Genomic DNA, 23,179 nt, shown 5'->3' on the forward strand with positions numbered 1-23,179 from the left:
TTACCCTTGTTTAGAAAATAATTTAAAAATAGATGAAAAGTCTTGGTCGCCCATCCCCTGATTTTGCATCAGGTTATACATATTTTTAGCCAAAGAACCCATAGGTGTGGCTGATTGACTTTGGCCAGCAGCCTCCATGGCTAAACCTAAATCCTTCGCCATTAAATCAACCATAAAGCCACCTTGGTAATTATTCGATGAAGGAACATTGGGCAGGACATCCGGGCATGGATTATACAATTCTAATGTCCAGTTACGGCCAGAACTCTGTAACATGATTTCTGATAATACTGCCGGATCTAGCCCATTATCAATGCCCATTTGTAACGCTTCACTGGTGCCTGCCATCAAAATACTGAGCAACATGTTATTACAAATTTTAGCGACTTGGCCTGCTCCCGTGTCTCCGGCATGGAAAATATTCTTCCCCATGTCTACAAGAATTGATTTGGCGCGATTAAAGTTTGTTTCAGATCCTCCGACAATAAAAGTTAAAGTCCCATTCGTCGCCCCTGCGACACCACCTGATACAGGGGCATCAACAAACCCGATACCTGCAGCTGATAAATGCGCACCAACTGTTTTGGCTGATTCTGCATCTATGGTACTACAATCAATCACTAAACTGTCTTTAGACAAATGGTTAATCAAACCTGTTTCACCAAGGTATACACCTTTAACATGCTTACCAGCCGGTAACATGCTGATAGTCATATCTTGGTCGATAGCACATTGACTAATATCTGTGGCGACTTGGGCACCTAATTCTCGCAGTGTATTTAATGCCGATTCAGATAAATCAAACACGGTGACTTGGTGACCCGCTTTAATCAAATTAGCAGCCATTGGGCTGCCCATATTACCTAAACCAATAAAACCAATATTTGCCATTGTCATTATTCCTTTCCAAGTGACGATAAAGGGTGAGAGTCAGGTGTCCAAGGAGATTGGAAAAATTCCTCAATAACCTGAAGTGGAACAGCACAAATATCGTGATAACGCCAATTTGGCTTCCCATCTTTATCAATTAGTAGTGCCCGAACGCCTTCTTCGAATTCACCAAATTGACCACATTTGACTGATAATCCCAACTCCATTTTAAAACAGTCAACCAAAGACATATTTTTGGCCCGTTCGAGCTGTTGTTCGATAAGACAAATACTGAGTGGGCTGCCGTGCTTTAGACCTTTGATTGCTTTTGTTAGCCAAGCATTCGGCGTTTCTAAATTGTGCAAATATGCTATTTTCTCATCCAGTGTAGAATGCTCAAACACACGTTTTATGTCACTCAGATTGGCTTTGATATTTGATGCTGGCGGCTTGCCTGATTGTTTTTGAAGACCGAGCAGAACAGCGTCGAGCTTTTGGTGATTGAGCGCAACCGTTTGCCCCCATTTAGTAATTATTAACTCTTCTAAAAGAGTCTGCTTAAGATCAGATTTGACGTAATAGTCCGCAAGTTTGACATATTTTGCATCTTCAGCATTGATAGAAGCACCCGTTAACCCTAAAAATAAACCCAGATTATCAGGCATTTTATTAAGGAAATAACTACCGCCGACATCAGGGTATAAGCCGATGGTAATTTCTGGCATCGCTATGCGTGATGATTCGGTGACAACGCGATGACTTGCTCCTGCCATCAATCCCAATCCCCCACCCATAATAATGCCATGGCCCCATAATAAAATGGGTTTTTCAAAACGATGAATCAAATAATCAAGTTGATACTCAGCGGTAAAGAAATCTTCGATGTATTGAGGGTTATGTTGATCTTTCATCGCATTGTACAAGCTAACCACATCGCCCCCCGCACAAAATGCTTTTTCGCCGGCCCCTTGAAGAATGACCATAGAAATGGATTTATCATCTTGCCAGGCTTGAAGCTGCGGAGTAAGTAACGTGACCATATCTTTATTTAAGGCATTGAGTGCTTTTTCACAATTAAGTGTGGCGATCCCAATTTTTTGATCCGTTACAGTATCGAGCTCTCTAAATAATACCGCACTCATTAGCCGTTTACCCATTTTGGCGCACGCTTTTCTAAAAAGGCATTCACGCCTTCTTTTTGATCTTGGCTATCGAATAATGTGACAAATAACTCTCGCTCTAATGGTAAGGCACTGTTAATTGTTCCAACCCGGCCTTTTTGGATTAATGCTTTACAAGCAGTGACCGCAACAGGACTTTGTTGTTCTACATTTGTGGCAAGTTCAAGCGCTTTTTCTAAAGCTTGTCCCTGTTCTACGACTTCTTCGACCAAACCTATGGCATGTGCTTTGTCTGCTTTCAATCGTTCGCCACACAAGATCATCCGTTTTGCCCAACCTTCACCCACAAGCCAAGCGAGATTTTGTGTGCCACCTGCACAGGGTAATAAACCTACTTTTGCTTCAGGCAATGCCATCTGCGCTTGCTGTTCAGCGATGCGAATATCACATGCCAGTGCGACCTCTAGGCCACCACCCATTGCAAAACCATTAATGGCAGCAATCGAGACTCCCCGAAAATCAGACAAAGTTTCAAATGCTTCACCAAACACGCGTGACATATCAGCAGCGATACCTTTATCACCCGAAGCAAACACATTTAAATCCGCCCCTGCAGAGAAAAATTTTTCGCCCTCTCCAGTGATGATCAATGAATAAATTGATTTATCTGCGTTTAATTCAAGCACAATATTTTTAAGGCTAGCTAACGTGTCACGAGTCCAAGTATTAGCTGGCGGGTTTGACATGGTTAACAAAGCAATCGAACCACGTTTTTCAACTTTAATTTGAGCTGTCATCATCTTTCCTTATAGTATGTCGCCTGCGCCTTGCGCGAGTAATCTTCTGCCGACAATCAAACGCATAATTTCGTTTGTGCCTTCTAATATTTGGTGAACACGAACATCACGCAAATGTCTTTCTAATGGATACTCTTTGATATAACCATATCCGCCGTGGATTTGCAGCGCATCATCACAGACTTTAAAGCCAACATCGGTGGCAAAACGTTTTGCCATTGCACAATAAGCTGTTTTTTCTGGGTCATTATTATCGAGTTTGAACGCCGCTAGTCTTACCATTTGGCGGGCGGCAACTAATTCAGTGTTCATGTCAGCGAGTTTAAATTGCAGAGCCTGAAATGCAGCCAGTGGTTTACCAAATTGTTCGCGCTCTTGCATGTAAGCTTTTGCTGTGTTGAGTGCTTGTTGAGCCGTTCCAATCGAACAAGTGGCGATATTAATTCGCCCACCATCTAGGCCTTGCATGGCAAATTTAAAGCCTTCACCTTCTTGGCCTAATAAGTTTTCTTTACTGACTTTAACATCTTCAAAAGTGATTAAACGCGTCGGCTGAGCATTCCAACCCATTTTTTCTTCAGCTTTTCCGTAGATGACGCCTGGTGCATCAGCTGGCACTACAAATGCCGATATTCCAGATGCCCCGTCACCGCCCGTTCTCGCCATAACAACCAGCACCTCAGTCTCACCAGCACCAGAAATAAACATTTTTGAGCCATTAAGAATGTAGTGATCATCAGTCAGTTGTGCTTTGGTTTTTAATGAAGCGGCATCAGAGCCTGCACCAGGTTCAGTTAAACAATATGATGCTAATAGCTGACCCATGACAAGTTGCTCAACATATTGCTCTTTAACCGCATCGGTACCGAAACTGGCGATCATCCAAGTCGCCATATTATGAATCGTTAGCATTGCTGTTGTGGCTGTACAGCCCATGGCAAGCTGTTCAAATATAATACTAGAGTCTAGGCGAGATAATCCTAGGCCACCGGCTTCTTCTGGCGTATATAGGCCGCAAAAACCAAGTTCGCCTGCTGCTTGAATGACCGATTTAGGAAAAATATGCTCTTTGTCCCAAAGTGCAGCATTAGGTGCGAGCTCTGTTTCGGCAAATTGGCGGGCTGTTTCAGCAAAAGCTTGTTGATCATCTGTAAGGTTAAAGTCCATAACGACCTCTTTTTTATTCGGGTAATACAAAGGAGCAGGTACCTGCTCCTAATTTTATTATTATTTTAAATTGATACTCATGTTTGGACCGGTTGCAATATCGTCTTCAAACCAACGTGCAGTAACGGTTTTTGTTTCGGTATAAAAACGGATCCCTTGTTTGCCGTAAGTATGTTGGTCGCCGTAAAACGACCCTTTCCAGCCAGTGAAAGAGAAAAACGGTAAAGGGACCGGGATCGGCACATTAATTCCAACTTGCCCCACTTCGATTTCATGCTGGAATTTACGCGCAGCAGCACCACATGCGGTAAATAATGACGTGCCATTACCATATGGGCTGTTATTAATTAACGCAATTGCTTCATCTAATGTGTCAACACAAATACAGGCTAATACTGGGCCAAAGATTTCTTCTTTGTATAAGTCCATGTCAGTGGTGACGTCAGTAAACAAAGTAGGGCCTACCCAATTACCTTGTTCAAAACCTTCTACTGTAAAATCTGACCCATCAAGCAAACATGTCGCGCCTTGGTCCTTTCCTTTAGCAATTAAAGATAAAATACGGGCCTTAGCTTGTGGCGTTGTTTGTGGACCATAAGCTGCTTGTGGGTCATCCCAAACACCTGGGCGCACTTGGGTGAATGCTTCTTTTAAATCGTTGATCCATTCTTTTGTCTGACCGACAAATACCGCAACTGAAATACCCATACAGCGTTGACCAGCAGCGCCCACTGACGCCCCGACTAAGTTACTTATCAAACGCTCTTTTTTAGCATCGGGCATAATAACCATGTGATTTTTTGCGCCCACACACGCTTGCACACGTTTAAGATGCTCAGTCCCTTTTGAGTAAATATAGGCGCCGACACCGCACGATCCGACAAACGAAATTGCGCGAATAGCGGGGTGTTCTAGAATTTTATCCACTTGTGGTTTTGTACCGTGAACCACCTGCAATACACCTTTTGGCGCACCGGCTTCTTCGAATAATTCGACTAAGCGCATTGGAGTAAGTGGATCTTGTTCAGAAGGTTTTAGAATAAAGGTATTACCACACACAATTGCTAGCGGAAACATCCAAAGTGGGATCATCGCAGGGAAATTAAACGGAGTGATCCCTGCGCACACACCAAGTGGCTGGGTGTATGAATAGGTATCGATACCACGGGCCACATTTTCAACCGTTTCACCCATCATCATAGACGGTGCATTAGCGGCTTGTTCAACCACTTCTATACCACGCCACACATCGCCTTTCGCATCTTCAAATGTTTTACCTAATTCATGGCAAATGATGGTCGCAATTTCATCGTGATGCTCTTTGAGTAATGCGGCGTAGCGCATCATAATTCGAGCTCGTTCAGAGACAGGTACATCCTTCCACGTTTTAAATGTTTCTTGAGCGGAAGCGATTGCACGCTCCATTTCGGCGTCTGTGGTTGATGGCACTTGTGCGATAACATCTTGTGTGGCTGGGTTTACGACATCAATCCACTGATCAGTAGTTGATTGAATCATTTGCCCTTCAATAAATAATGGAACTTTATGCATAGTAATCTTCTCCCCAAATAAAAAAGGCGCTTATCGTTATAAATTGTCGCGCCTTAGATTTGTTAAATTGTTTCAATGGCCATAGCAACGGCTTCACCACCACCGATACACAGCGAGGCAATGCCCGTTTTCAAACCTCTGTTTTTCAAGGCATGGATCAGTGTCACTAGAATACGTGCACCACTGGCACCAATTGGGTGTCCAAGTGCACATGCTCCGCCATTCACATTGACTTTAGTGCTATCTAAGCCCATTTCATTAATGGCTAACATAGTGACCATGGCGAATGCTTCGTTGATTTCCCAAAGATCCACATTGTCTTTAGACCAACCTGCTTTATCGAGTACAGAATTCATAGCGCCAACTGGTGCAATCGTAAACTCCGCTGGTTTTTGTGAGTGAGTTGCATGTGCAACAATTCGACAAAGAGGTGCAAGACCTTTCGCGAGTGCTTCTGATTCTTTCATAAGGGTCAGTGCCGCAGCACCATCAGAAATCGATGACGAATTGGCCGCGGTGATTGTACCATCTTTGGCAAATGCAGGACGCAGAGCTGGAATTTTATCTATTTTGGCATTGCCTGGCTGTTCATCGACCGAAAACTCTACATCACCTTTGCGAGTTTTAACGGTCACAGTTGCAACTTCAGACTTAAATGCGCCGGTTTCAATCGCTGCTTGCGCCTTTTGCAATGAATTAATAGCAAAAGCATCCATCTGTTCACGTGTAATGCCATATTCATCAGCCGTCGCTTGTGCAAAACAACCCATAGCTTTATTTTCATAGGCATCTTCTAAGCCATCAGCCATCATATGATCTTTTATTTCACCGTGACCCATGCGAAAGCCGCTGCGTGCTTTCGGTAAAAAGTACGGGGCCGCAGACATATTTTCCATGCCACCGGCAATGGCGACATTAATTGAACCTGATTTGATTAAGTCATGGGCAAACATCGCCGCTTTCAATCCTGAACCGCATACTTTGTTAATCGTCGTTGCACCAGTACTCAAATTTAGGCCCGCTTTTAACATTGCTTGACGTGCAGGCGCTTGCCCTAAACCAGCTGGTAATACACAACCCATGATTACTTCATCGATTGAATCAATTTTTAAACCTGACTTTGCGACAGCATCAGCGATGGCTGTTGCACCAAGTTCAGTCGCATGAGTTTCACTGAACATCCCCATAAAACCACCCATTGGGGTGCGAGATGCGCTAACAATTACAATTGGATCTTGTACAGACATGAAAATATTCTCCTCGGCATTAATGACATGAGAATACATAAAATTTACGTTTACGCCAACGTAAATGTAAAAAAGCAGTGAATTGGATGTAATGGATTACAGACTAAAGTGCCAATAATTGTTGCCAGTTAAGGCTCGCCAGCATGAGCAAGACATTGGTCTTAGCTGACTAAACAGGGCTAAAAAGTGCACTTGTTAATACGGTTTTAACGTGCGCACTTTACCTTTACGTAAACTTCACATATATTAGTTTCGTAATTTGAGGTGAAGACATGAATCAAGATAACATAGAACAAACATTTAGCATCAGTGACTTGGCAAAAGAATTTGATATTACAACCCGTAGTATCCGTTTTTATGAAGACCAAGGCTTAATTACGCCACAACGTAATGGCCAAACACGCATCTATAGTAAACGCGATAAAGTGAGATTAAAACTGATTTTACGCGGTAAACGATTAGGGTTTACTCTGGCCGAAACAGGCCGCCTGTTTGAATTGTATGATGCAGACAAATCCAGCGCCAAGCAGCTCGTCACTATGCTTGCTCTCATCGAAGATAAAAAAGCCCACTTAAGCCAACAAATGGACGACATAAAAGTTGTTTTAATGGAGTTGGTTACTGCTGAGCGTCGCTGCCACGACACGCTTAAAAGTTTAGAAGATTAATAAAAAGAGGTTCCCCTAATGAGCACTATCTCACTGTATAAAGAAATGAATTTTGGCCTTGGTGAAACAGCCGATATGATCCGCGATCACGTAAATGGTTTTGCGACAGCAGAAATTGCACCATTGGCTGAAAAAACCGATTTAGAAAATAGTTTCCCTAACCAATTATGGCCAAAGCTAGGTGAGATGGGTTTATTAGGCCTAACTGTTAGTGAAGAGTTTGGTGGTTCAGGACTAGGTTACCTCGAACACGTACTTGCCATGGAAGAGATTAGCCGCGCGAGTGCCTCTATTGGTTTAAGTTATGGCGCGCATTCTAATCTTTGCGTCAATCAGATTTACCGTAATGGTAACCAAGCGCAAAAAGAAAAATATTTGCCAAAACTGATTTCTGGTGAACACATCGGTGCATTAGCGATGAGTGAACCTAATGCGGGATCTGACGTTGTATCAATGAAATTAAAAGCCGAAAAACGCGGTGATAAGTATATTTTAAATGGCAATAAAATGTGGATCACCAATGGTCCAGATGCCCATACCTATGTTATTTATGCCAAAACTGATTTAGACGCTGGAGCCAAAGGCATTACTGCTTTCATTGTTGAACGTGATTTCCCTGGTTTTACCCAAGCACAAAAGCTCGACAAATTAGGTATGCGTGGTTCAAATACTTGTGAATTAGTCTTTATTGATTGTGAAGTCCCTGAAGAGAATATTTTAGGTGGACTCAACAATGGCGTGAAAGTGTTAATGAGTGGCTTGGATTATGAACGTGTTGTGTTATCGGGTGGTTCGCTCGGTATTATGCAAGCTTGTATGGATATTGTTGTTCCCTATGTGCACGAGCGTAAACAATTTGACACGCCAATCGGTCAATTTCAATTAATCCAAGGTAAAATTGCTGATATGTACACGCAAATGAATGCTGCACGTTCCTATGTTTACGCAGTGGCAAAATCTTGTGATCGTGGAGAAACGACCCGTAAAGATGCCGCTGGTGCAATTTTATATGCCGCAGAGCTTGCAACAAAAATGGCCCTTGATGCCATTCAAATTTTAGGCGGTAATGGTTACATCAACGAATATGCAACTGGGCGTTTACTCCGAGATGCTAAATTATACGAAATTGGTGCGGGTACGTCTGAAATTCGCAGAATGTTAATTGGTCGTGAGCTTTTCAACGAAAGCCGTTAAGGAATAGCCATGACAATTTTAACCTCAAAAGTGAACCCGCTCGATCCGCAGTTTTTGCAAAATAAAACCAATATGCAGAAGTTGGTCGATGATCTTAGTGAAAAAACACAGATGCTAATCCAAGGCGGTGGCGAAGCTTTAATCGCGCGCCACGAAAGCCGTGGAAAAATGTTTGTTCGCGACCGTATTGATACCCTACTCGACTCAGGCTCTCCCTTTCTAGAAATCTCTCAATTTGCCGCTTACGGCGTATATGAGCAAGATATTCCTTGTGCTGGAGTGGTTGCAGGCATTGGCCGTGTTAAAGGCATTGAGTGCATGATCATTGCTAATGATGCGACTGTTAAGGGGGGAACGTATTTTCCATTGACCGTCAAAAAGCATCTTCGCGCACAAGAGATCGCTGAACGCTGCCACTTACCGTGTATTTACTTGGTTGATTCTGGCGGTGCCAATTTACCAGAACAAGATGAAGTCTTCCCTGATAAATTGCATTTTGGCCGGATTTTTTATAACCAAGCAAGAATGTCTGCCAAAGGGATCCCACAAATTGCGGTTGTCATGGGGCTTTGTACTGCAGGCGGAGCGTATGTCCCCGCCATGGCCGATGAAAGTATCATTGTCAAAGAGCAAGGGACTATCTTTTTAGCTGGACCGCCATTGGTAAAAGCAGCCACAGGTGAAGAAGTCTCTGCTGAAGAATTAGGGGGCGCAGATGTGCATTGTAAAATCTCAGGCGTTGCTGATCATTATGCAGATAATGACGCTCATGCTTTGTCAATTGCGCGTCAATGTATTGCGCGAATCAACCACCAACCACCAATCCGTCCTTTGCTGAGCGATATCAAAGAACCTAGATTCTCAGCCCAAGAAATTTATGGCATCGTTGGGACGGATTTAAAAAAACCATTTGATGTACGAGAAATTATTGCTCGTGTAGTTGATGACTCTTCATTTGATGAATTCAAACGCTACTTTGGTGACACGCTGGTTACTGGATTTGCGTCTATTTACGGTCACCCAGTGGGTATTGTTGCTAATAATGGGATCTTATTTTCTGAATCTGCCCAAAAAGGGGCCCATTTTATTCAACTTTGTTGCCAACGAAATATTCCACTAGTGTTTTTACAAAATATCACGGGGTTTATGGTTGGCCAAAAATACGAAGCTGAGGGGATTGCTAAACACGGCGCAAAAATGGTGACAGCTGTTTCGTGCGCACAAGTGCCTAAATTTACAGTATTGATTGGTGGTTCTTACGGTGCTGGCAATTATGGAATGTGTGGCCGAGCATTTGAGCCAACGATGATGTGGATGTGGCCTAATGCACGAATTTCAGTTATGGGGGGTGAGCAAGCTGCGGGTGTGTTGACTCAAGTTAAGCAAGATGGTCTTGCCCGAAAAGGCCTTAGCCTCACAGAGCAAGAAATTGCTGACTTTAAGAAACCAATAATTGAACAATATGAGCTCCAAGGTCATCCCTATTATGCCAGTGCTCGTTTATGGGATGATGGCATAATTGACCCAGCTCACACACGCCATGTATTAGGGTTAGCGCTGAGCGCAGCCAACAATGCACCAAAACAAGACACGCAGTTTGGCGTATTTAGAATGTAAGGAACGCACTATGTCAGTGACACTCTCTATAACAAAATCAAATGTGGCCACTATCGAACTAGATCGCCAAGCAGTACATAATGCCTTTGACGACACAACCATCGGTCAACTCATTGAAAGTATTGAATATGCAGATACACTTGATATTCGTGCGTTAGTGGTGAAAAGTGCCGGTCGACACTTCTCTGCAGGTGCCGATTTAGCGTGGATGAAATCAATGGCTGATAATAGTTTTGATGACAACTTGGCGGATTCAAAGCAATTGGCCAAGCTGATGTCAACGCTAAAAGCGGTCGAAGTCCCAACCTTATGTTTAGTACAAGGCGCTGCTTTTGGCGGCGCTCTAGGGTTAATCGCGTGTTGTGATATGGCCATTTGTACCGAAGATGCCAAATTTTGCCTAAGCGAAGTTAAACTTGGCTTGATCCCCGCTGTGATTAGCCCTTATGTCATTCAAGCAATAGGTGAGCGCCAAGCAAGGCGATACTTTTTAACCGCAGAAGTATTCAAAGCGCCGCAGGCTCTTGAAATAGGATTGATCCATCTGATTGATAACGACTTAGAACAAGCTGCGAATACCTTATTACAAGCTATAGTCGATAACGGTCCACTCGCTGTGCGTGCGGCCAAACAACTTATTACATCAGTTGCGGGTAAAACAATCGATAAGACATTGACTGATTATACAGCAGAGCAGATTGCGGCCATCCGTGTATCAGATGAAGGCCAAGAAGGGCTAAGTGCCTTTTTTGCTAAACGTGCCCCGAGTTGGCAACAATAATTACAGTGAGTACAGGTAGCTACTATGTTAAATAAAATTTTGATTGCTAATCGTGGTGAAATAGCGTGTCGCATCATAAAAACAGCTAAGCGATTAGGCCTAAAAACTGTTGCTGTTTACTCAGACGCCGATGCGCAGGCTCTTCATGTCAAGCAAGCGGACGAAGCGTATCACATTGGTCCTTCGCCCAGTAAGGATTCGTATTTAGTTGCAGAGAAAATCCTCGACGTTGCAAAACGTGCCGGAGCGGATTGTGTGCACCCAGGTTATGGTTTTTTGTCTGAAAACGATGAATTTGCAAATGCCTGCTTAGCGAACAATATTGCGTTTATCGGCCCACCCGCCGATGCGATTACGGCAATGGGTTCGAAGTCGCGTTCAAAAGAAATTATGGCCGAGGCTAATGTGCCGCTAGTGCCTGGCTACTACGGAAAAAATCAAGATATTGATTTTCTAAAGCAGGAAGCCGTTAAAATTGGCTTCCCTGTTTTAATTAAAGCGGCCTACGGCGGCGGTGGTAAAGGCATGCGTGTAGTCGAACATAGTGAGCAGTTCGAAACAGCGCTTGCAGGTGCGCAACGCGAAGCCAAAGCTGGATTTGGAAATGATCTGGTTTTACTCGAGCGATATGTTAATCAGCCCCGCCATGTTGAAGTACAAGTGTTTGCGGATCAACATGGTAATTGCATCTACTTGGGCGACCGGGATTGCTCTTTACAACGACGTCATCAAAAAGTCATCGAAGAAGCCCCTGCTCCTCAACTTTCTGACTCGTTGCGAAAAGCGATGGGTGAAGCGGCCGTCCGTTGTGCTAAAGCAATCAATTATGTTGGCGCAGGCACTGTTGAATTCTTGCTGTGTGGGGACGAATTCTTTTTCATGGAAATGAACACGCGCCTTCAAGTTGAGCACCCTGTTACAGAAATGGTGACTGGTGTTGATTTAGTCGAATGGCAAATTCGAGTCGCATCTGGACAGCCATTGGCATTGAGTCAAGAGCACGTTTCGCTTTCTGGACACGCTCTTGAGGCTAGGATCTACGCAGAAGATCCTAATCAGGACTTTATTCCCTGCTCAGGCACGATTAAAGCGATGTTAACTCCTCAAATATCAAAACATGTCCGAATTGATACCGGTGTTGAAACTGGGGCCGAAATAAGCAGTTTTTATGACCCAATGATTGCAAAGTTAATTGTTTGGGATGAAAGCCGGGACTTGGCTATTACTCGATTACAAGCTGCACTCGAGCAATTTCATTTGGCAGGCTTTCACTGTAATGTCAGTTTTTTACATCAGTTAGCATCCCATAAAGGCTTTACAGAGAGTCAACCTGACACTCATTTTATTGCTAATCATATCGCCGATTTAATCAATGAACATCCTCAGAACTGTACGATTAGTACTGTAATGGCAAGTTTGGTGTATTTAAATCAAATAAAAGATCAACAATCAGGTGACGCTTGGGATACGCAAGCGGGCTTTCGTTTAAATCAGCAGAAAAAAATTGTTATTCCTATTCAATCTGATGATGTTATTTTTGCAACGCCCACGTTCGAGGGCTTTGTTATTCATATAAATAATGACAAACTTGAGGCAAGTGCATGTATCGAGTCACAGCAAATTACAGCGTCGATTAATGGTCAGAAATACACGGCTGATTTTTACTTTGATGAGTCGGCACAAGCACTCGATTTAATGTATTTAGCCTCGAATCACCTTTATCAATTTAAGCAAAAACATTATATCAGTGAGACGAATAACCACGCTGCATCTCTGGCAGCCCCATTAAATGGTACTGTCGTAAAACACTTAGTTGAATTAGGTCAAGCAGTAAAAGAAGGTGAAGGTGTCGTCATTATCGAGGCAATGAAGATGGAATATACCTTAACCGCGCCCTTTGATGGGACACTGACTAGCTATTGTTTCGCTGAAGGTGAGTTAGTCAAACATGGTGCGATGCTGGCCGTGGTTGAGCCTTTCGATGGGGTTGAATAAATGCTGCCTACTAAAGTAAAAATTATTGAAGTAGGAGCCAGAGATGGTCTTCAAAATGAGCAAACAGTATCAACCCAAGACAAGATAACGCTCATTAACCAGTTAGCACAATCAGGTGTGAGGTATATCGAAGCCGGTGCATTTGTCTCACCTAAATGGGTGCCGCAAATGGCCGACTCTGCACAAGTAATCAACGCACTAAACTTAGACGCTGTTGAATTGTCTGCTTTGACGCCGAATTTAAAAGGTGCACAAGCAGCCCTTGACTCGGGCATTAAAGAGTTTGCAATTTTTACCGCAGCCAGTGAAGCTTTCTGCCAGAAAAATATAAACTGTACAATAGAAGAAAGCATTGAGCGATTTAAGCCTGTTATGCTGTTAGCCAAAAAGCACAACATCAAAGTACGCGGTTATGTAAGTTGCGTACTTGGTTGCCCGTATCAGGGCAATGTTGATACTCAGGATGTACTTCGAGTGAGTCAAGCATTGCTTGAGCTTGGATGTTATGAAATCAGTTTAGGCGATACCATTGGCGTGGGCACCCCTGGTCAAGTAAGCAAGCTTATTACTTCGCTCAAGCAACATATTCCTGTGACACAGCTGGCAGTCCATTTTCATGATACATACGGCCAAGCGTTAGCAAATATTTACGCAGCTTTGATGCAAGGCATAGCAACGGTTGATAGTGCAGTTGCAGGCCTTGGTGGTTGCCCATATGCGCAAGGTGCGTCAGGAAATGTTGCCACTGAAGATGTAGTATACTTGTTGCAAGGGCTTGGCATTGAGTGTGGAATTGATTTAGAAAGACTAGCGCGCGCAGGATGGACTATTTGTGATGCTTTAAATAAAGCCCCTCTAAGTCGAGTCTCAAATGCCCTGCGTAGCAAATTAGATGCTTAATAATTATGTGTTTTAAGGGAGTTGGCCATGGCCGGTTTTGATAAAGTAGTAACAAGCTACGAGCAAGCAATGCACGGGCTTAAAGACGGCGATACAGTTATTGCCGGTGGTTTTGGTCTCTGTGGTATTCCAGAAGGGTTAATTGCAGAAATTAAGCGTAAACAAACCAAAAATCTCACTGTAGTTTCTAATAACTGTGGTGTGGATGATTTTGGTTTAGGGGTTTTGTTACAAGATAAACAAATAAAAAAAATGATTGCTTCTTATGTCGGTGAAAATGCTTTGTTTGAACAACAACTTCTTAGTGGCGAACTTGAAGTCGAACTCACACCTCAAGGCACATTGGCTGAAAAAATGCGTGCCGGTGGTGCGGGTATTCCAGCATTTTATACGGCAACAGGCTATGGGACACCCGTAGCTGAAGGTAAAGAAGTTAAAGAGTTTAATGGCCGCCCGTATATTCTTGAAGAATCTATCACGGGTGAATTTGCGATTGTAAAAGCCTGGAAAGCGGATCGTTACGGTAACCTTGTATTTAGACACACAGCGATGAACTTTAATCCAATGGCGGCTACCGCTGGAAAAATAACGGTTGTTGAAGTAGAAGAAATTGTTGAGCCTGGTGAACTTTCACCTTCAGAAATTCACACCCCTGGTATTTATGTAAATCGCATAATCAAAGGAACCTTTGAAAAACGTATTGAACGCGTTACAACGCGTGGCTAACTTGGAGAATTAAAATGGCATTAACTCGTGAACAAGTCGCCATGCGAGTGGCGCAAGAACTTCAAGATGGCTTTTATGTTAATCTGGGTATTGGTATCCCGACATTAGTAGCAAACTATGTGCCTGAAGGTATTGAAGTAATGTTGCAATCAGAAAACGGCTTACTGGGTATGGGGCCTTACCCTACCGAGCAAGACGTTGATGCTGATATGATCAATGCGGGTAAAGAAACCGTTACAGCGGCAATTGGCGCTGCCATATTTAACAGTGCCGAAAGCTTTGCTATGATCAGAGGTGGTCATGTTGACTTAACTGTTTTAGGTGCCTTTGAAGTCGACCAAAATGGTTCGATTGCATCTTGGATGATACCTAAAAAGTTAATTAAAGGCATGGGTGGAGCAATGGATTTAGTCGCTGGTGCCCAAAATATCATTGTAACTATGATGCATGCCAATAAACATGGCGAATCAAAATTATTAGAAAACTGCGAGTTACCCCTTACCGGTGTGAATTGTGTGAAAAAAATTGTCACAGATTTAGCTGTACTCGAAGTTAAAAATGGTGCGTTTCATCTCTTAGAACGTGCTCCTGGTGTGACTGTTGATGAAATAATCAGCAAAACAGCAGGTAAGTTAATTGTTGCAGGCGATATTCCAGAAATGGTTTTCGAGCATTAATTAGCAGTACCGACCTCATTCCCAGTGTCTAAGATACTGAGAAACCCTCAAAATCCCTCGCAAGAGGGATTTTTTTTGCTTGATAGTTACGCAAGAACACGTTGAAACAATGCCACGGCCTGTTGATACATACTAAGTGCTAGGGCTGGATCGTAACGATCCCCTTCATCGCGCATGAAGGCATGCTCTGCGTTGACTTCGTGCCATTGAAAGTTCAGTTCATGTTGTTGTAGCGCCTGATAAATTTTAATTCGCCCTTCTTTAGGAACATGCGGATCTTGTTTACCCCAAACAAAATGAATTTCGCCTTTTATTTCTGGTAAACGCTGGAATGTTTGTTGTGCTTCAGAGGCTGGTAAAGTATCACTATGAAGATCCGTCGCGTATAAACAAAAGCTTGCTTTTATGCGTGGATTTATTGCTGCCCGGCAAGCTAGGTGCCCGCCGATGCAAACCCCTATTGCTCCGATTTGATTATTGGTGTGTGGTAACGAGTCGGTGTACTTTATGATAGCAGCTAGATCTGAATCATAACTGGTTAAATTCTTGCGCCATTTATCCTGATTTCCTTTATTTTTCCCCTCATCGTCGTAGCTGAGTACAGTACCAATTGGGTTTAGTTCATGGAAGACTTCAGGGACTATGACCACAAAACCATAACTTGCAAGCACTGATGCACTGCGAGAAATTGGGGCTGTTAGTTGGAATATTTCAGAATAAAAAATTACGCTTGGGTAAGTGCCTAATATTTTAGGTTCATAGATATAACAGCGCATCGAGCCTGTCGCTGTCATTAAATCGATCTGAGATGTTTTTACTTGCATAAATTCGCCCTCTTTGAATAATTTTTGCTAATTTTATACTGTATTTTCGACTGACAAAATAACATAACTAATTGAACATCCGTTTTTTTTAGACTAATTTTAAAGTGATATTCTTAACTTGGACAAGAAATGGTTAGTGAAACCAAGGTCAGTCGCCGCGATGCCTTAAAAAAAATGCTATCAGCTTCTATTGCAGTCACGACTGCATTTAAAGCACCTTATGTTTTTGCTAAACAAAAAACGTCATTACGGATCTTAGGCACACACGTCACTTTGCAAGAACCTATCAGGCGCCAAGCGATGGAAGACTTAGGTATTGAGCTTATTTTTGAACCTAAAGGAAGTGCTCAGGTTTTACAAAAAGCGTCGATGAATCCCGCTTCATTCGATTTATACGAGCAATGGTCAAACAGTATTCAAATACTCTGGCAAAGTGGTGCAATTCAACCTATAGAGAAAAAAAGAATCCACTATTGGGATGAGATTAATTCGTTGACTAAAACAGGAAAAATCACCTCAATGGCCAATGAAGGTGCGGGAGACGCACCTTATAAAATTTTGCATATTCAGCCTGATGGAACATTGGGCATTCCTCATACTGACCTGATTAGCTTTTTGCCCTACGTACACAATGTTGACTCATTTGGCTACAATACGAACGCAATCCCAGCTGGCATTGCGTATGAAACAGAAAGCTGGGGATGGCTATTGGATGAGAGTAATAAAGGTAAAGTAGGGATTATCAATGCCCCTACCATTGGCCTTTTTGATTTAGCGCTTGCCGCCCAAGCTAAAGGGCTGGTGAAATTTAACAATCTTGGTGCAATGAGTAAAAATGAGCTTGACCAATTATTTACCGTACTGATTGATTTAAAAAAACAACATCACTTCAGTGGTTTTTGGACGTCCGTTCCCGAATCTGTGCAGTTTATGCAAACAGGTCGAGTCAACATTGAAAGCATGTTTTCCCCTGCTGTATCGGCACTTAATGGCCAAAACATCCCGGTTATATTTGCCGCTCCAAAAGAAGGTTATCGTGGCTGGCATGGTGTGATGTGTTTATCATCAAAAACAGACGGTCGCGTCAAAGATGTCGCTTATGAGTATATGAATTGGTGGTTATCTGGTTGGCCAGGCGCTTTTATAGCTCGCCAAGGTTATTATATTTCTAATCCACAGCGTTCTCGTAGTTTACTTTCAACAAATGAATGGGATTATTGGTATAAAGGATTGGTTGCAAACGAGCACTTAAAAGGCCCGGATGGCTTGATTTCTGTCAAAAAAGGCAGTATCCGAACGGGGGGAAGCTATGAAACTCGATTAAGTAATGTTGCGGTTTGGAATACTGTCATGCCTAGCTATGAATATAGCCTGCAAAAATGGTATGAATTTATCAGCTCGTAAGGATAGTTGTGTTTACCTCAATTAAAATTCAAATTTATTCAATATTGAGTGTGTTAGTCTTTGCTCTATTAATACAAGTTTATTTGTCTTACTCGAATCAAGACTCATTCATTGTTGGTATTGATTTAACAGAACAAGCAGTCCAAAAAGTAAGTTTAGTGAGAGAGGTCGAACTCGGTGTTCTCGACTTGCAACGTAATGTTCTCATTTATAAAGAAACGGCTAGTGATACAATTATTAGCCGTTTCTCAACCATTTTAGATGAAATAAAACAAGGGCTAACACAATTAGAAGAGCTATCAAAAAACGATATTGATTCTGTTAAATATCGCGATTACTTATTCAGAATGAAGCAACACCTCGATGACTATAACGAAAATTTTAAAGCTGTTATTGATGGTCGGCGACAACGAGAGGAAATTTTTAGTACCGGCTTACTGTCTGAAATGCAGGAATTAAAAACCCTCATTGATTTTCACTTTTTTGAACAACCAGAGTTAAGGACGCAACTCAATAACCACATAGCTCAAAGTCAGAACATTGCTTTACTCTACCTTTTATCTCAAGATTATCAAAATATTACCGCTTTTAATGAGCACATTACAGAATCGATAGTGTTAATTAATAATCAAAATTTAGTCGATGTTGAACAACAACTTAACTTAATAAAAGAGAATTTTGCTAAATTGAGTCAAGTCACTCGGGGGTATGTATTTTTAACCAATGTGGTCATGACTGGATCTGCTAACGAGTTTTTGTATCTAAGTCAGCAGCTTAATAAATATGTGGCCACGCAACTTAACGAGACAAACGCGCAAGTAAAACTCACGCTTTATAGGGCCCGTCTACGTAACAATGTTATTGCGATACTTGGAATTGTTGTCGCACTGTGTTGTGCAGTCTTTCTGGTTTATAGAATTATCAAACCCATTAATTCAATTACGAAAATATTTAAAAAACTTTCCCTTGCAGAAGATATCGATCGGATCCCAGGTCTTAAACGACATGATGAGATTGGTTCCTTAGCTAAAGCAGCCGATGTCTTTAAAAACAACAATAAAAATACAGTAAAATTACTAGAGCAAGCTAATGAGCTAAATACTGAATTACAAGCAGCTCGTTTAAAAGCTGAAAAGGCGACTGAGTTTAAGAGTATCTTTTTAGCAAACATGAGTCATGAAATCCGTACACCTATAAACGGAATTTCTGGATTGATTGAGCTTTGTATGGATACAGATCTCAAACCGCAACAAAGAGATTATTTAGAAAAAGCCGTGTACTCCACTCAATTATTAATGAACCTTGTCAACGATATTCTGGATTTTTCAAAAGTAGAAGCCGGCAAATTAACCCTTGAGTCTATTGAGTTCTCAATCGAATCAACCCTTGAAAACCTTGTTGCTAATATTTCACCTAAAACATATGAAAAGAACTTGCATATTGATTGTGAAATTGACCCTCGGTTACCAAAAGTCATGCTGGGTGACTCTTTAAGAATTAATCAAATTTTATTTAACTTGTGTACGAATGCAGTGAAATTTACTGCGCATGGGAGTGTTAAAATCACAGCTAAATGGTTAGGAAAGACCGCTGATCAGCGCACACATTTTTTATTAACAGTGAGCGATACTGGGGTGGGTCTAACTAAACAGCAATGCAGCGATATCTTCAATTCATTTACTCAAGCCGATGGTTCAATCAGTCGTAAATATGGCGGCACAGGATTAGGGCTAAGTATTGTTAAGCAGTTAGTCGAATTGATGGGGGGCACTATTTTTGTTGAATCGCAGATAGATGTTGGAAGCCATTTTAATGTTGAACTGACGCTACACACCCCTATTACAAGTGAACCTATCTTTAGATTAGAGCAAATAGAAGCACAAAATATTTATTACGTACAATCTAAAGAGCCCCTTTTACCAGCTTATTTAAGACAAATCCTGGCACCAAAACTATTAATTTCTGATTTAACGGCTTTAACTTCAGGACAATTAATTGAGCATGTTATTTTATTTGAGATAGATGATGAAGTCGATTTAGCTTCTTTATTTGAGCAGCTCAATATTATTCGTGGCCCTAATTTTTACATCATCTTCTTATGTGAAAATAATCAATCGAGTTATATCAGACAACAAACAATTACGTTTGATCATGCATGTTTAACTGTCCCACTTTTTCCAAGCAAACTTGGTAAAGCAATTAATCGAAAATTATCTAACCATCCTTTACCTTTCTCAATCGAGAAAAATTTATCCATAAGAAAATCGCTGCACATTTTATTAGTGGACGATAATAAAATTAATCTTATTGTCGCCGGCGAAATGCTCAAACAGTTTGGCGCATCTGTCACTACAGCAGAAAATGGGCAAGTTGCCGTCGAAATGATTCAAGCAAGTAGCCAGTTTGATTTAGTATTAATGGATATTCAAATGCCGATAATGGATGGGTACAGCGCGACAGAAAAGTTAAGAGATCTCGGTTTTAGTAAAGATAAGTTATTTATTTGTGGGTTATCCGCAAACGCGATGAAAGTAGATCATGACAAAGCATTCAATGCAGGCATGAACGAGTATTTAACAAAACCCATAGTCAAAGAAAAGCTCTTTGACATGCTGCTTACTCATTTCCCTGAGCGACCCTGCGACTCTTAATAGTATGTTTTTCATTCTGATATGGCATTGTGCATAAGTTATTCGAAGATTTTTGTAAAACAGGTGTGACTTGAGTTTACATATCTGTTAAAAACTTAAATTGAGAATATTTATTGTCGTAGGAATGAGGAATTCATATGTGTTCAATTTTTGGGGTATTAGATATAAAATCTGACCCAATACAACTTCGTACTCAAGCGATTGAAATGAGTAAGTTATTACGCCATCGTGGACCGGATTGGTCAGGGGTTTATTCATCAGATAAAGCTATTTTAGTACACGAACGGCTTGCTATCGTTGGAGTCTCTAGCGGTGCTCAACCACTTTATAATCCACAAAGAACGCATGTATTAGCCGTCAATGGTGAAATTTATAATCACAAAGAATTAGCAAAGTCTTTAGAGGTCGATTTTGAGTTTCAGACAGAATCGGATTGTGAAGTTATTTTAGCGTTATATAAACAAAAAGGTGCACACTTTTTAGATGATCTCAATGGTATATTTGCTTTTTGTCTCTATGACGAGGAAACAGACTCGTATTTAATAGGTCGTGATCATATAGGGATTATTCCGCTTTATACTGGCACAGATGAACATGGTAATTTTTATGTCGCGTCAGAGTTAAAAGCGTTATCACCCATTTGTAATCAAATCCAAGAATTCCCTCCTGGACATTACCTCTCAAGCCAAGATGGTAAGCTTACGCCTTATTACCAGCGTGACTGGCAATCGTATTCAGCTGTTGAAAATAACGACGCAAAGCCAGAGACTGTAAAAATGGCTCTTGAAGCTGCTGTAAAGCGTCAATTGATGTGTGATGTTCCATACGGTGTATTACTGTCTGGAGGCTTAGATTCATCTGTTATATCGGCAATCACTCAACGGTTTGCAGCAAAACGAATAGAAGATGACGATAACTCCAATGCGTGGTGGCCACAATTGCACTCATTCTCTGTAGGTTTAGAGGGGTCACCGGATTTAGCCGCAGCACAAAAAGTTGCGGACATGATTGGTACAGTCCATCACCCGATTCATTTCACTGTTCAGCAAGGCATCGATGCACTGAAAGAGGTTGTTTATCACTTAGAAACATATGATGTAACAACTATCAGAGCATCTACACCTATGTATCTAATGGCGCGGCAAATAAAGGCCATGGGCATTAAAATGGTGCTTTCTGGTGAGGGAGCTGACGAGTTATTTGGTGGTTATCTATATTTCCACAAAGCCCCAAATGCTAAAGAATTCCATGAAGAACTCAACCGGAAAGTTTCGAAACTGCATATGTTTGATTGCCTTAGAGCCAACAAATCGATGGCAGCTTGGGGTGTTGAAGCACGAGTACCATTTTTAGATAAAGAGTTTGTCGATGCTGCAATGAGGATCAACCCAGAAGCTAAACTTTGTGGCTCAAATGGTAAAATTGAAAAGCATATTTTACGTGAAGCATTTGATGGATATTTACCTGATGAAGTATTATGGCGCCAAAAGGAGCAGTTTTCTGATGGTGTGGGTTACAACTGGATTGATTCATTAAAAGAGTTTGTAGCCGATCAAGTTACAGATCAAATGCTAGCAAATGCAGCATTTAAATTCCCTATCAATACCCCAGAAAATAAAGAAGCTTATTTTTATAGATGTATTTTTGCTGAACACTTTCCAGGTGACGCATCTTCGCATTGTGTGCCACATGGTAAATCTGTGGCATGTTCTACTCCTGAAGCATTGGCTTGGGATGCATCGTTTGCAAACAATGCAGATCCGTCAGGTCGCGCTGCAGGTGTCCATAACGACGCTTATCATAAAAACTAACTATACGAAAAAGGCTAGATTTTGAATCTAGCCTTTTTAACTCAGTTTGTTTTTTTTCGTTGTAATTCTTTTTGTATTTGTTTAGCTTGTTTTCGCTGTTTTAAAACTTCCTGAGCTTCATGCCCAATATGGCCTTCGCCGCGAGCTTGAGCAAGCTCTATTTGTTTTTGTCGCTCAGCAAAACGCGCACGTTGTTCATCTGTCACTTCCCCATGACAATGATGACATGATACCCCTTCCATATATTCAGCTCTAAGCTTTTCATCTTCCGTTATTGGCATCCGACATGCGTGACATTGATCGTATGAGCCTTTTTGAAGATCGTGATCAACAGCAACCCGATTATCAAACACAAAACACTCACCTTGCCACATAGTGTCTTCTTTTGGTACTTCTTCCAGATATTTTAGAATACCACCTTCTAGGTGATACACTTCGTCAAACCCCTGCTCTTTCATGTAGGCTGTCGACTTTTCGCAACGAATACCGCCAGTACAAAACATAGCCACTTTTTTGTGTTTAGACGGGTCTAAGTTTTCTTCAGCCCACTTAGGAAACTCGCGAAATGTTTTTGTCTTTGGGTCTACTGCATTTTGGAAAGTACCAATTTCGATTTCATAATCATTACGGGTATCAATTAAAATGACATCGGGATCAGAAATAAGTGCATTCCAATCTTGTGGTTTTACATAACTACCAACCACTTTAAGGGGATCCACGCCATCAACCCCCATCGTAACAATTTCTTTTTTGAGTTTTACTTTAGTTCGATAAAACGGGCATTCATCATCAAAAGACTCTTTGCTGACGATATTATCTAAATTTGGTTGGTCATCAAGCCAAGTTAATAACGCATCGATACCTGCGCGTTTAGCTGAAACTGTGCCATTAATTCCTTCAGCAGCAAGTAGTAAAGTTCCACGCACTTCATTTTTTTCCATAACATCTAAGAGCGGTTTTCGCAATGATTCAAAATTTGGCAATGTTACAAATTTATACAGAGCACAAACAACAAAGTGCTCTGCAGTCGCATTATCTTTGTGGATAGCAGTCATCTTTTTTCCTATTTTGCTTTTTAAGTGCCTAAAAGGCGTTTACCGAAACGTAAATCCGGCGCATTTGGGTGGCGTATTCTGCCTAAAAAGATAAAATAAATCAAATTGGCTGTGAGTACTTTA

Annotated in this window: 19 protein-coding genes; 11 read left to right on the forward strand and 8 right to left on the reverse strand. The window is 41.6% G+C overall.

The features are described from left to right. The 6 genes from mmsB to AC3KVK_RS08335 all read right to left on the reverse strand — a co-directional run bounded on the left by mmsB (position 1) and on the right by AC3KVK_RS08335 (position 6,753). On the reverse strand, positions 1 to 897 hold the full coding sequence (gene mmsB, locus AC3KVK_RS08310) for a 3-hydroxyisobutyrate dehydrogenase (RefSeq protein ID WP_490311996.1): 897 nt from the start codon (positions 895 to 897) through the stop codon (positions 1 to 3). Further along, positions 897 to 2,012, reverse strand: coding sequence for a 3-hydroxyisobutyryl-CoA hydrolase (locus AC3KVK_RS08315; protein WP_518526939.1), 1,116 nt, complete (start codon positions 2,010 to 2,012; stop codon positions 897 to 899). The genes mmsB and AC3KVK_RS08315 overlap by 1 nt, the downstream gene beginning before the upstream one ends. Further along, on the reverse strand, positions 2,012 to 2,788 hold the full coding sequence (locus tag AC3KVK_RS08320; RefSeq protein ID WP_490312050.1) for an enoyl-CoA hydratase: 777 nt from the start codon (positions 2,786 to 2,788) through the stop codon (positions 2,012 to 2,014). The genes AC3KVK_RS08315 and AC3KVK_RS08320 overlap by 1 nt, the downstream gene beginning before the upstream one ends. A 9-nt stretch (positions 2,789 to 2,797) precedes the next feature. Next, entirely contained in the window at positions 2,798 to 3,955 is a 1,158-nt protein-coding gene (locus tag AC3KVK_RS08325) for an acyl-CoA dehydrogenase family protein (RefSeq protein WP_490311994.1), read from the reverse strand. Between the two features lie 60 nt (positions 3,956 to 4,015). After that, positions 4,016 to 5,506 (reverse strand): CoA-acylating methylmalonate-semialdehyde dehydrogenase, encoded by a 1,491-nt coding sequence (locus tag AC3KVK_RS08330; RefSeq protein WP_490311993.1) that lies wholly within the window; start codon positions 5,504 to 5,506, stop codon positions 4,016 to 4,018. A 62-nt stretch (positions 5,507 to 5,568) separates the two neighbouring features. Then, positions 5,569 to 6,753, reverse strand: coding sequence for a thiolase family protein (locus AC3KVK_RS08335; RefSeq protein ID WP_490311992.1), 1,185 nt, complete (start codon positions 6,751 to 6,753; stop codon positions 5,569 to 5,571). Between the two features lie 272 nt (positions 6,754 to 7,025). Here AC3KVK_RS08335 and AC3KVK_RS08340 point away from each other — a divergent pair, with 272 nt between their 5' ends. From AC3KVK_RS08340 to AC3KVK_RS08375, 8 genes are read left to right on the forward strand one after another with little or no spacing between them, the layout of a single operon-like run. Beyond that, positions 7,026 to 7,421: a MerR family transcriptional regulator gene (locus AC3KVK_RS08340; protein WP_490311991.1), complete on the forward strand. Its 396-nt coding sequence runs from the start codon at positions 7,026 to 7,028 to the stop codon at positions 7,419 to 7,421. An 18-nt stretch (positions 7,422 to 7,439) separates the two neighbouring features. Next, positions 7,440 to 8,615: an isovaleryl-CoA dehydrogenase gene (locus AC3KVK_RS08345; RefSeq protein ID WP_490311990.1), complete on the forward strand. Its 1,176-nt coding sequence runs from the start codon at positions 7,440 to 7,442 to the stop codon at positions 8,613 to 8,615. 9 nt (positions 8,616 to 8,624) lie between these two features. Next, positions 8,625 to 10,232 carry a carboxyl transferase domain-containing protein gene (locus AC3KVK_RS08350; RefSeq protein ID WP_490311989.1) on the forward strand — a complete coding sequence of 536 codons (1,608 nt, stop codon included), beginning with the start codon at positions 8,625 to 8,627 and terminating at the stop codon, positions 10,230 to 10,232. Between the two features lie 10 nt (positions 10,233 to 10,242). Further along, the gene (locus AC3KVK_RS08355) at positions 10,243 to 11,013 is read left to right on the forward strand and encodes an enoyl-CoA hydratase-related protein (protein WP_490311987.1); all 771 of its coding nucleotides are present in this window, start codon (positions 10,243 to 10,245) and stop codon (positions 11,011 to 11,013) included. 24 nt (positions 11,014 to 11,037) lie between these two features. Next, on the forward strand, positions 11,038 to 13,008 hold the full coding sequence (locus tag AC3KVK_RS08360; protein WP_490311986.1) for an acetyl/propionyl/methylcrotonyl-CoA carboxylase subunit alpha: 1,971 nt from the start codon (positions 11,038 to 11,040) through the stop codon (positions 13,006 to 13,008). Continuing rightward, positions 13,009 to 13,908, forward strand: a complete 900-nt coding sequence (locus AC3KVK_RS08365; RefSeq protein WP_490311985.1) for a hydroxymethylglutaryl-CoA lyase — start codon at positions 13,009 to 13,011, stop codon at positions 13,906 to 13,908. It abuts the gene before it with no gap. Between the two features lie 27 nt (positions 13,909 to 13,935). Continuing rightward, on the forward strand, positions 13,936 to 14,634 hold the full coding sequence (locus tag AC3KVK_RS08370) for a CoA transferase subunit A (RefSeq protein WP_490311984.1): 699 nt from the start codon (positions 13,936 to 13,938) through the stop codon (positions 14,632 to 14,634). Positions 14,635 to 14,648: 14 nt separating this feature from the next. Continuing rightward, positions 14,649 to 15,311 (forward strand): 3-oxoacid CoA-transferase subunit B, encoded by a 663-nt coding sequence (locus AC3KVK_RS08375; RefSeq protein ID WP_490311983.1) that lies wholly within the window; start codon positions 14,649 to 14,651, stop codon positions 15,309 to 15,311. A gap of 86 nt (positions 15,312 to 15,397) precedes the next feature. Here AC3KVK_RS08375 and AC3KVK_RS08380 read toward each other — a convergent pair whose 3' ends face one another. After that, positions 15,398 to 16,135, reverse strand: coding sequence for a dienelactone hydrolase family protein (locus tag AC3KVK_RS08380; protein WP_490311982.1), 738 nt, complete (start codon positions 16,133 to 16,135; stop codon positions 15,398 to 15,400). A 174-nt stretch (positions 16,136 to 16,309) separates the two neighbouring features. Here AC3KVK_RS08380 and AC3KVK_RS08385 point away from each other — a divergent pair, with 174 nt between their 5' ends. From AC3KVK_RS08385 to asnB, 3 genes are all read left to right on the forward strand, one after another. Next, a complete protein-coding gene (locus AC3KVK_RS08385; protein WP_490312049.1) occupies positions 16,310 to 17,539 on the forward strand; it encodes an ABC transporter substrate-binding protein in 1,230 nt (409 codons plus the stop codon). Positions 17,540 to 17,547: 8 nt separating this feature from the next. Then, on the forward strand, positions 17,548 to 20,190 hold the full coding sequence (locus tag AC3KVK_RS08390) for an ATP-binding protein (RefSeq protein WP_490311981.1): 2,643 nt from the start codon (positions 17,548 to 17,550) through the stop codon (positions 20,188 to 20,190). A gap of 137 nt (positions 20,191 to 20,327) precedes the next feature. Beyond that, complete coding sequence (gene asnB / locus AC3KVK_RS08395; RefSeq protein ID WP_490311980.1) at positions 20,328 to 22,001, forward strand: asparagine synthase B; 1,674 nt, start codon at positions 20,328 to 20,330, stop codon at positions 21,999 to 22,001. A 41-nt stretch (positions 22,002 to 22,042) separates the two neighbouring features. On the opposite strand, the gene trhO is transcribed toward asnB, so the two are convergent. After that, positions 22,043 to 23,056, reverse strand: a complete 1,014-nt coding sequence (gene trhO, locus AC3KVK_RS08400; protein WP_490311979.1) for an oxygen-dependent tRNA uridine(34) hydroxylase TrhO — start codon at positions 23,054 to 23,056, stop codon at positions 22,043 to 22,045. Positions 23,057 to 23,179: the final 123 nt, after the last annotated feature.

It is taken from the genome of Pseudoalteromonas sp. J2K-J979 (assembly GCF_058169715.2).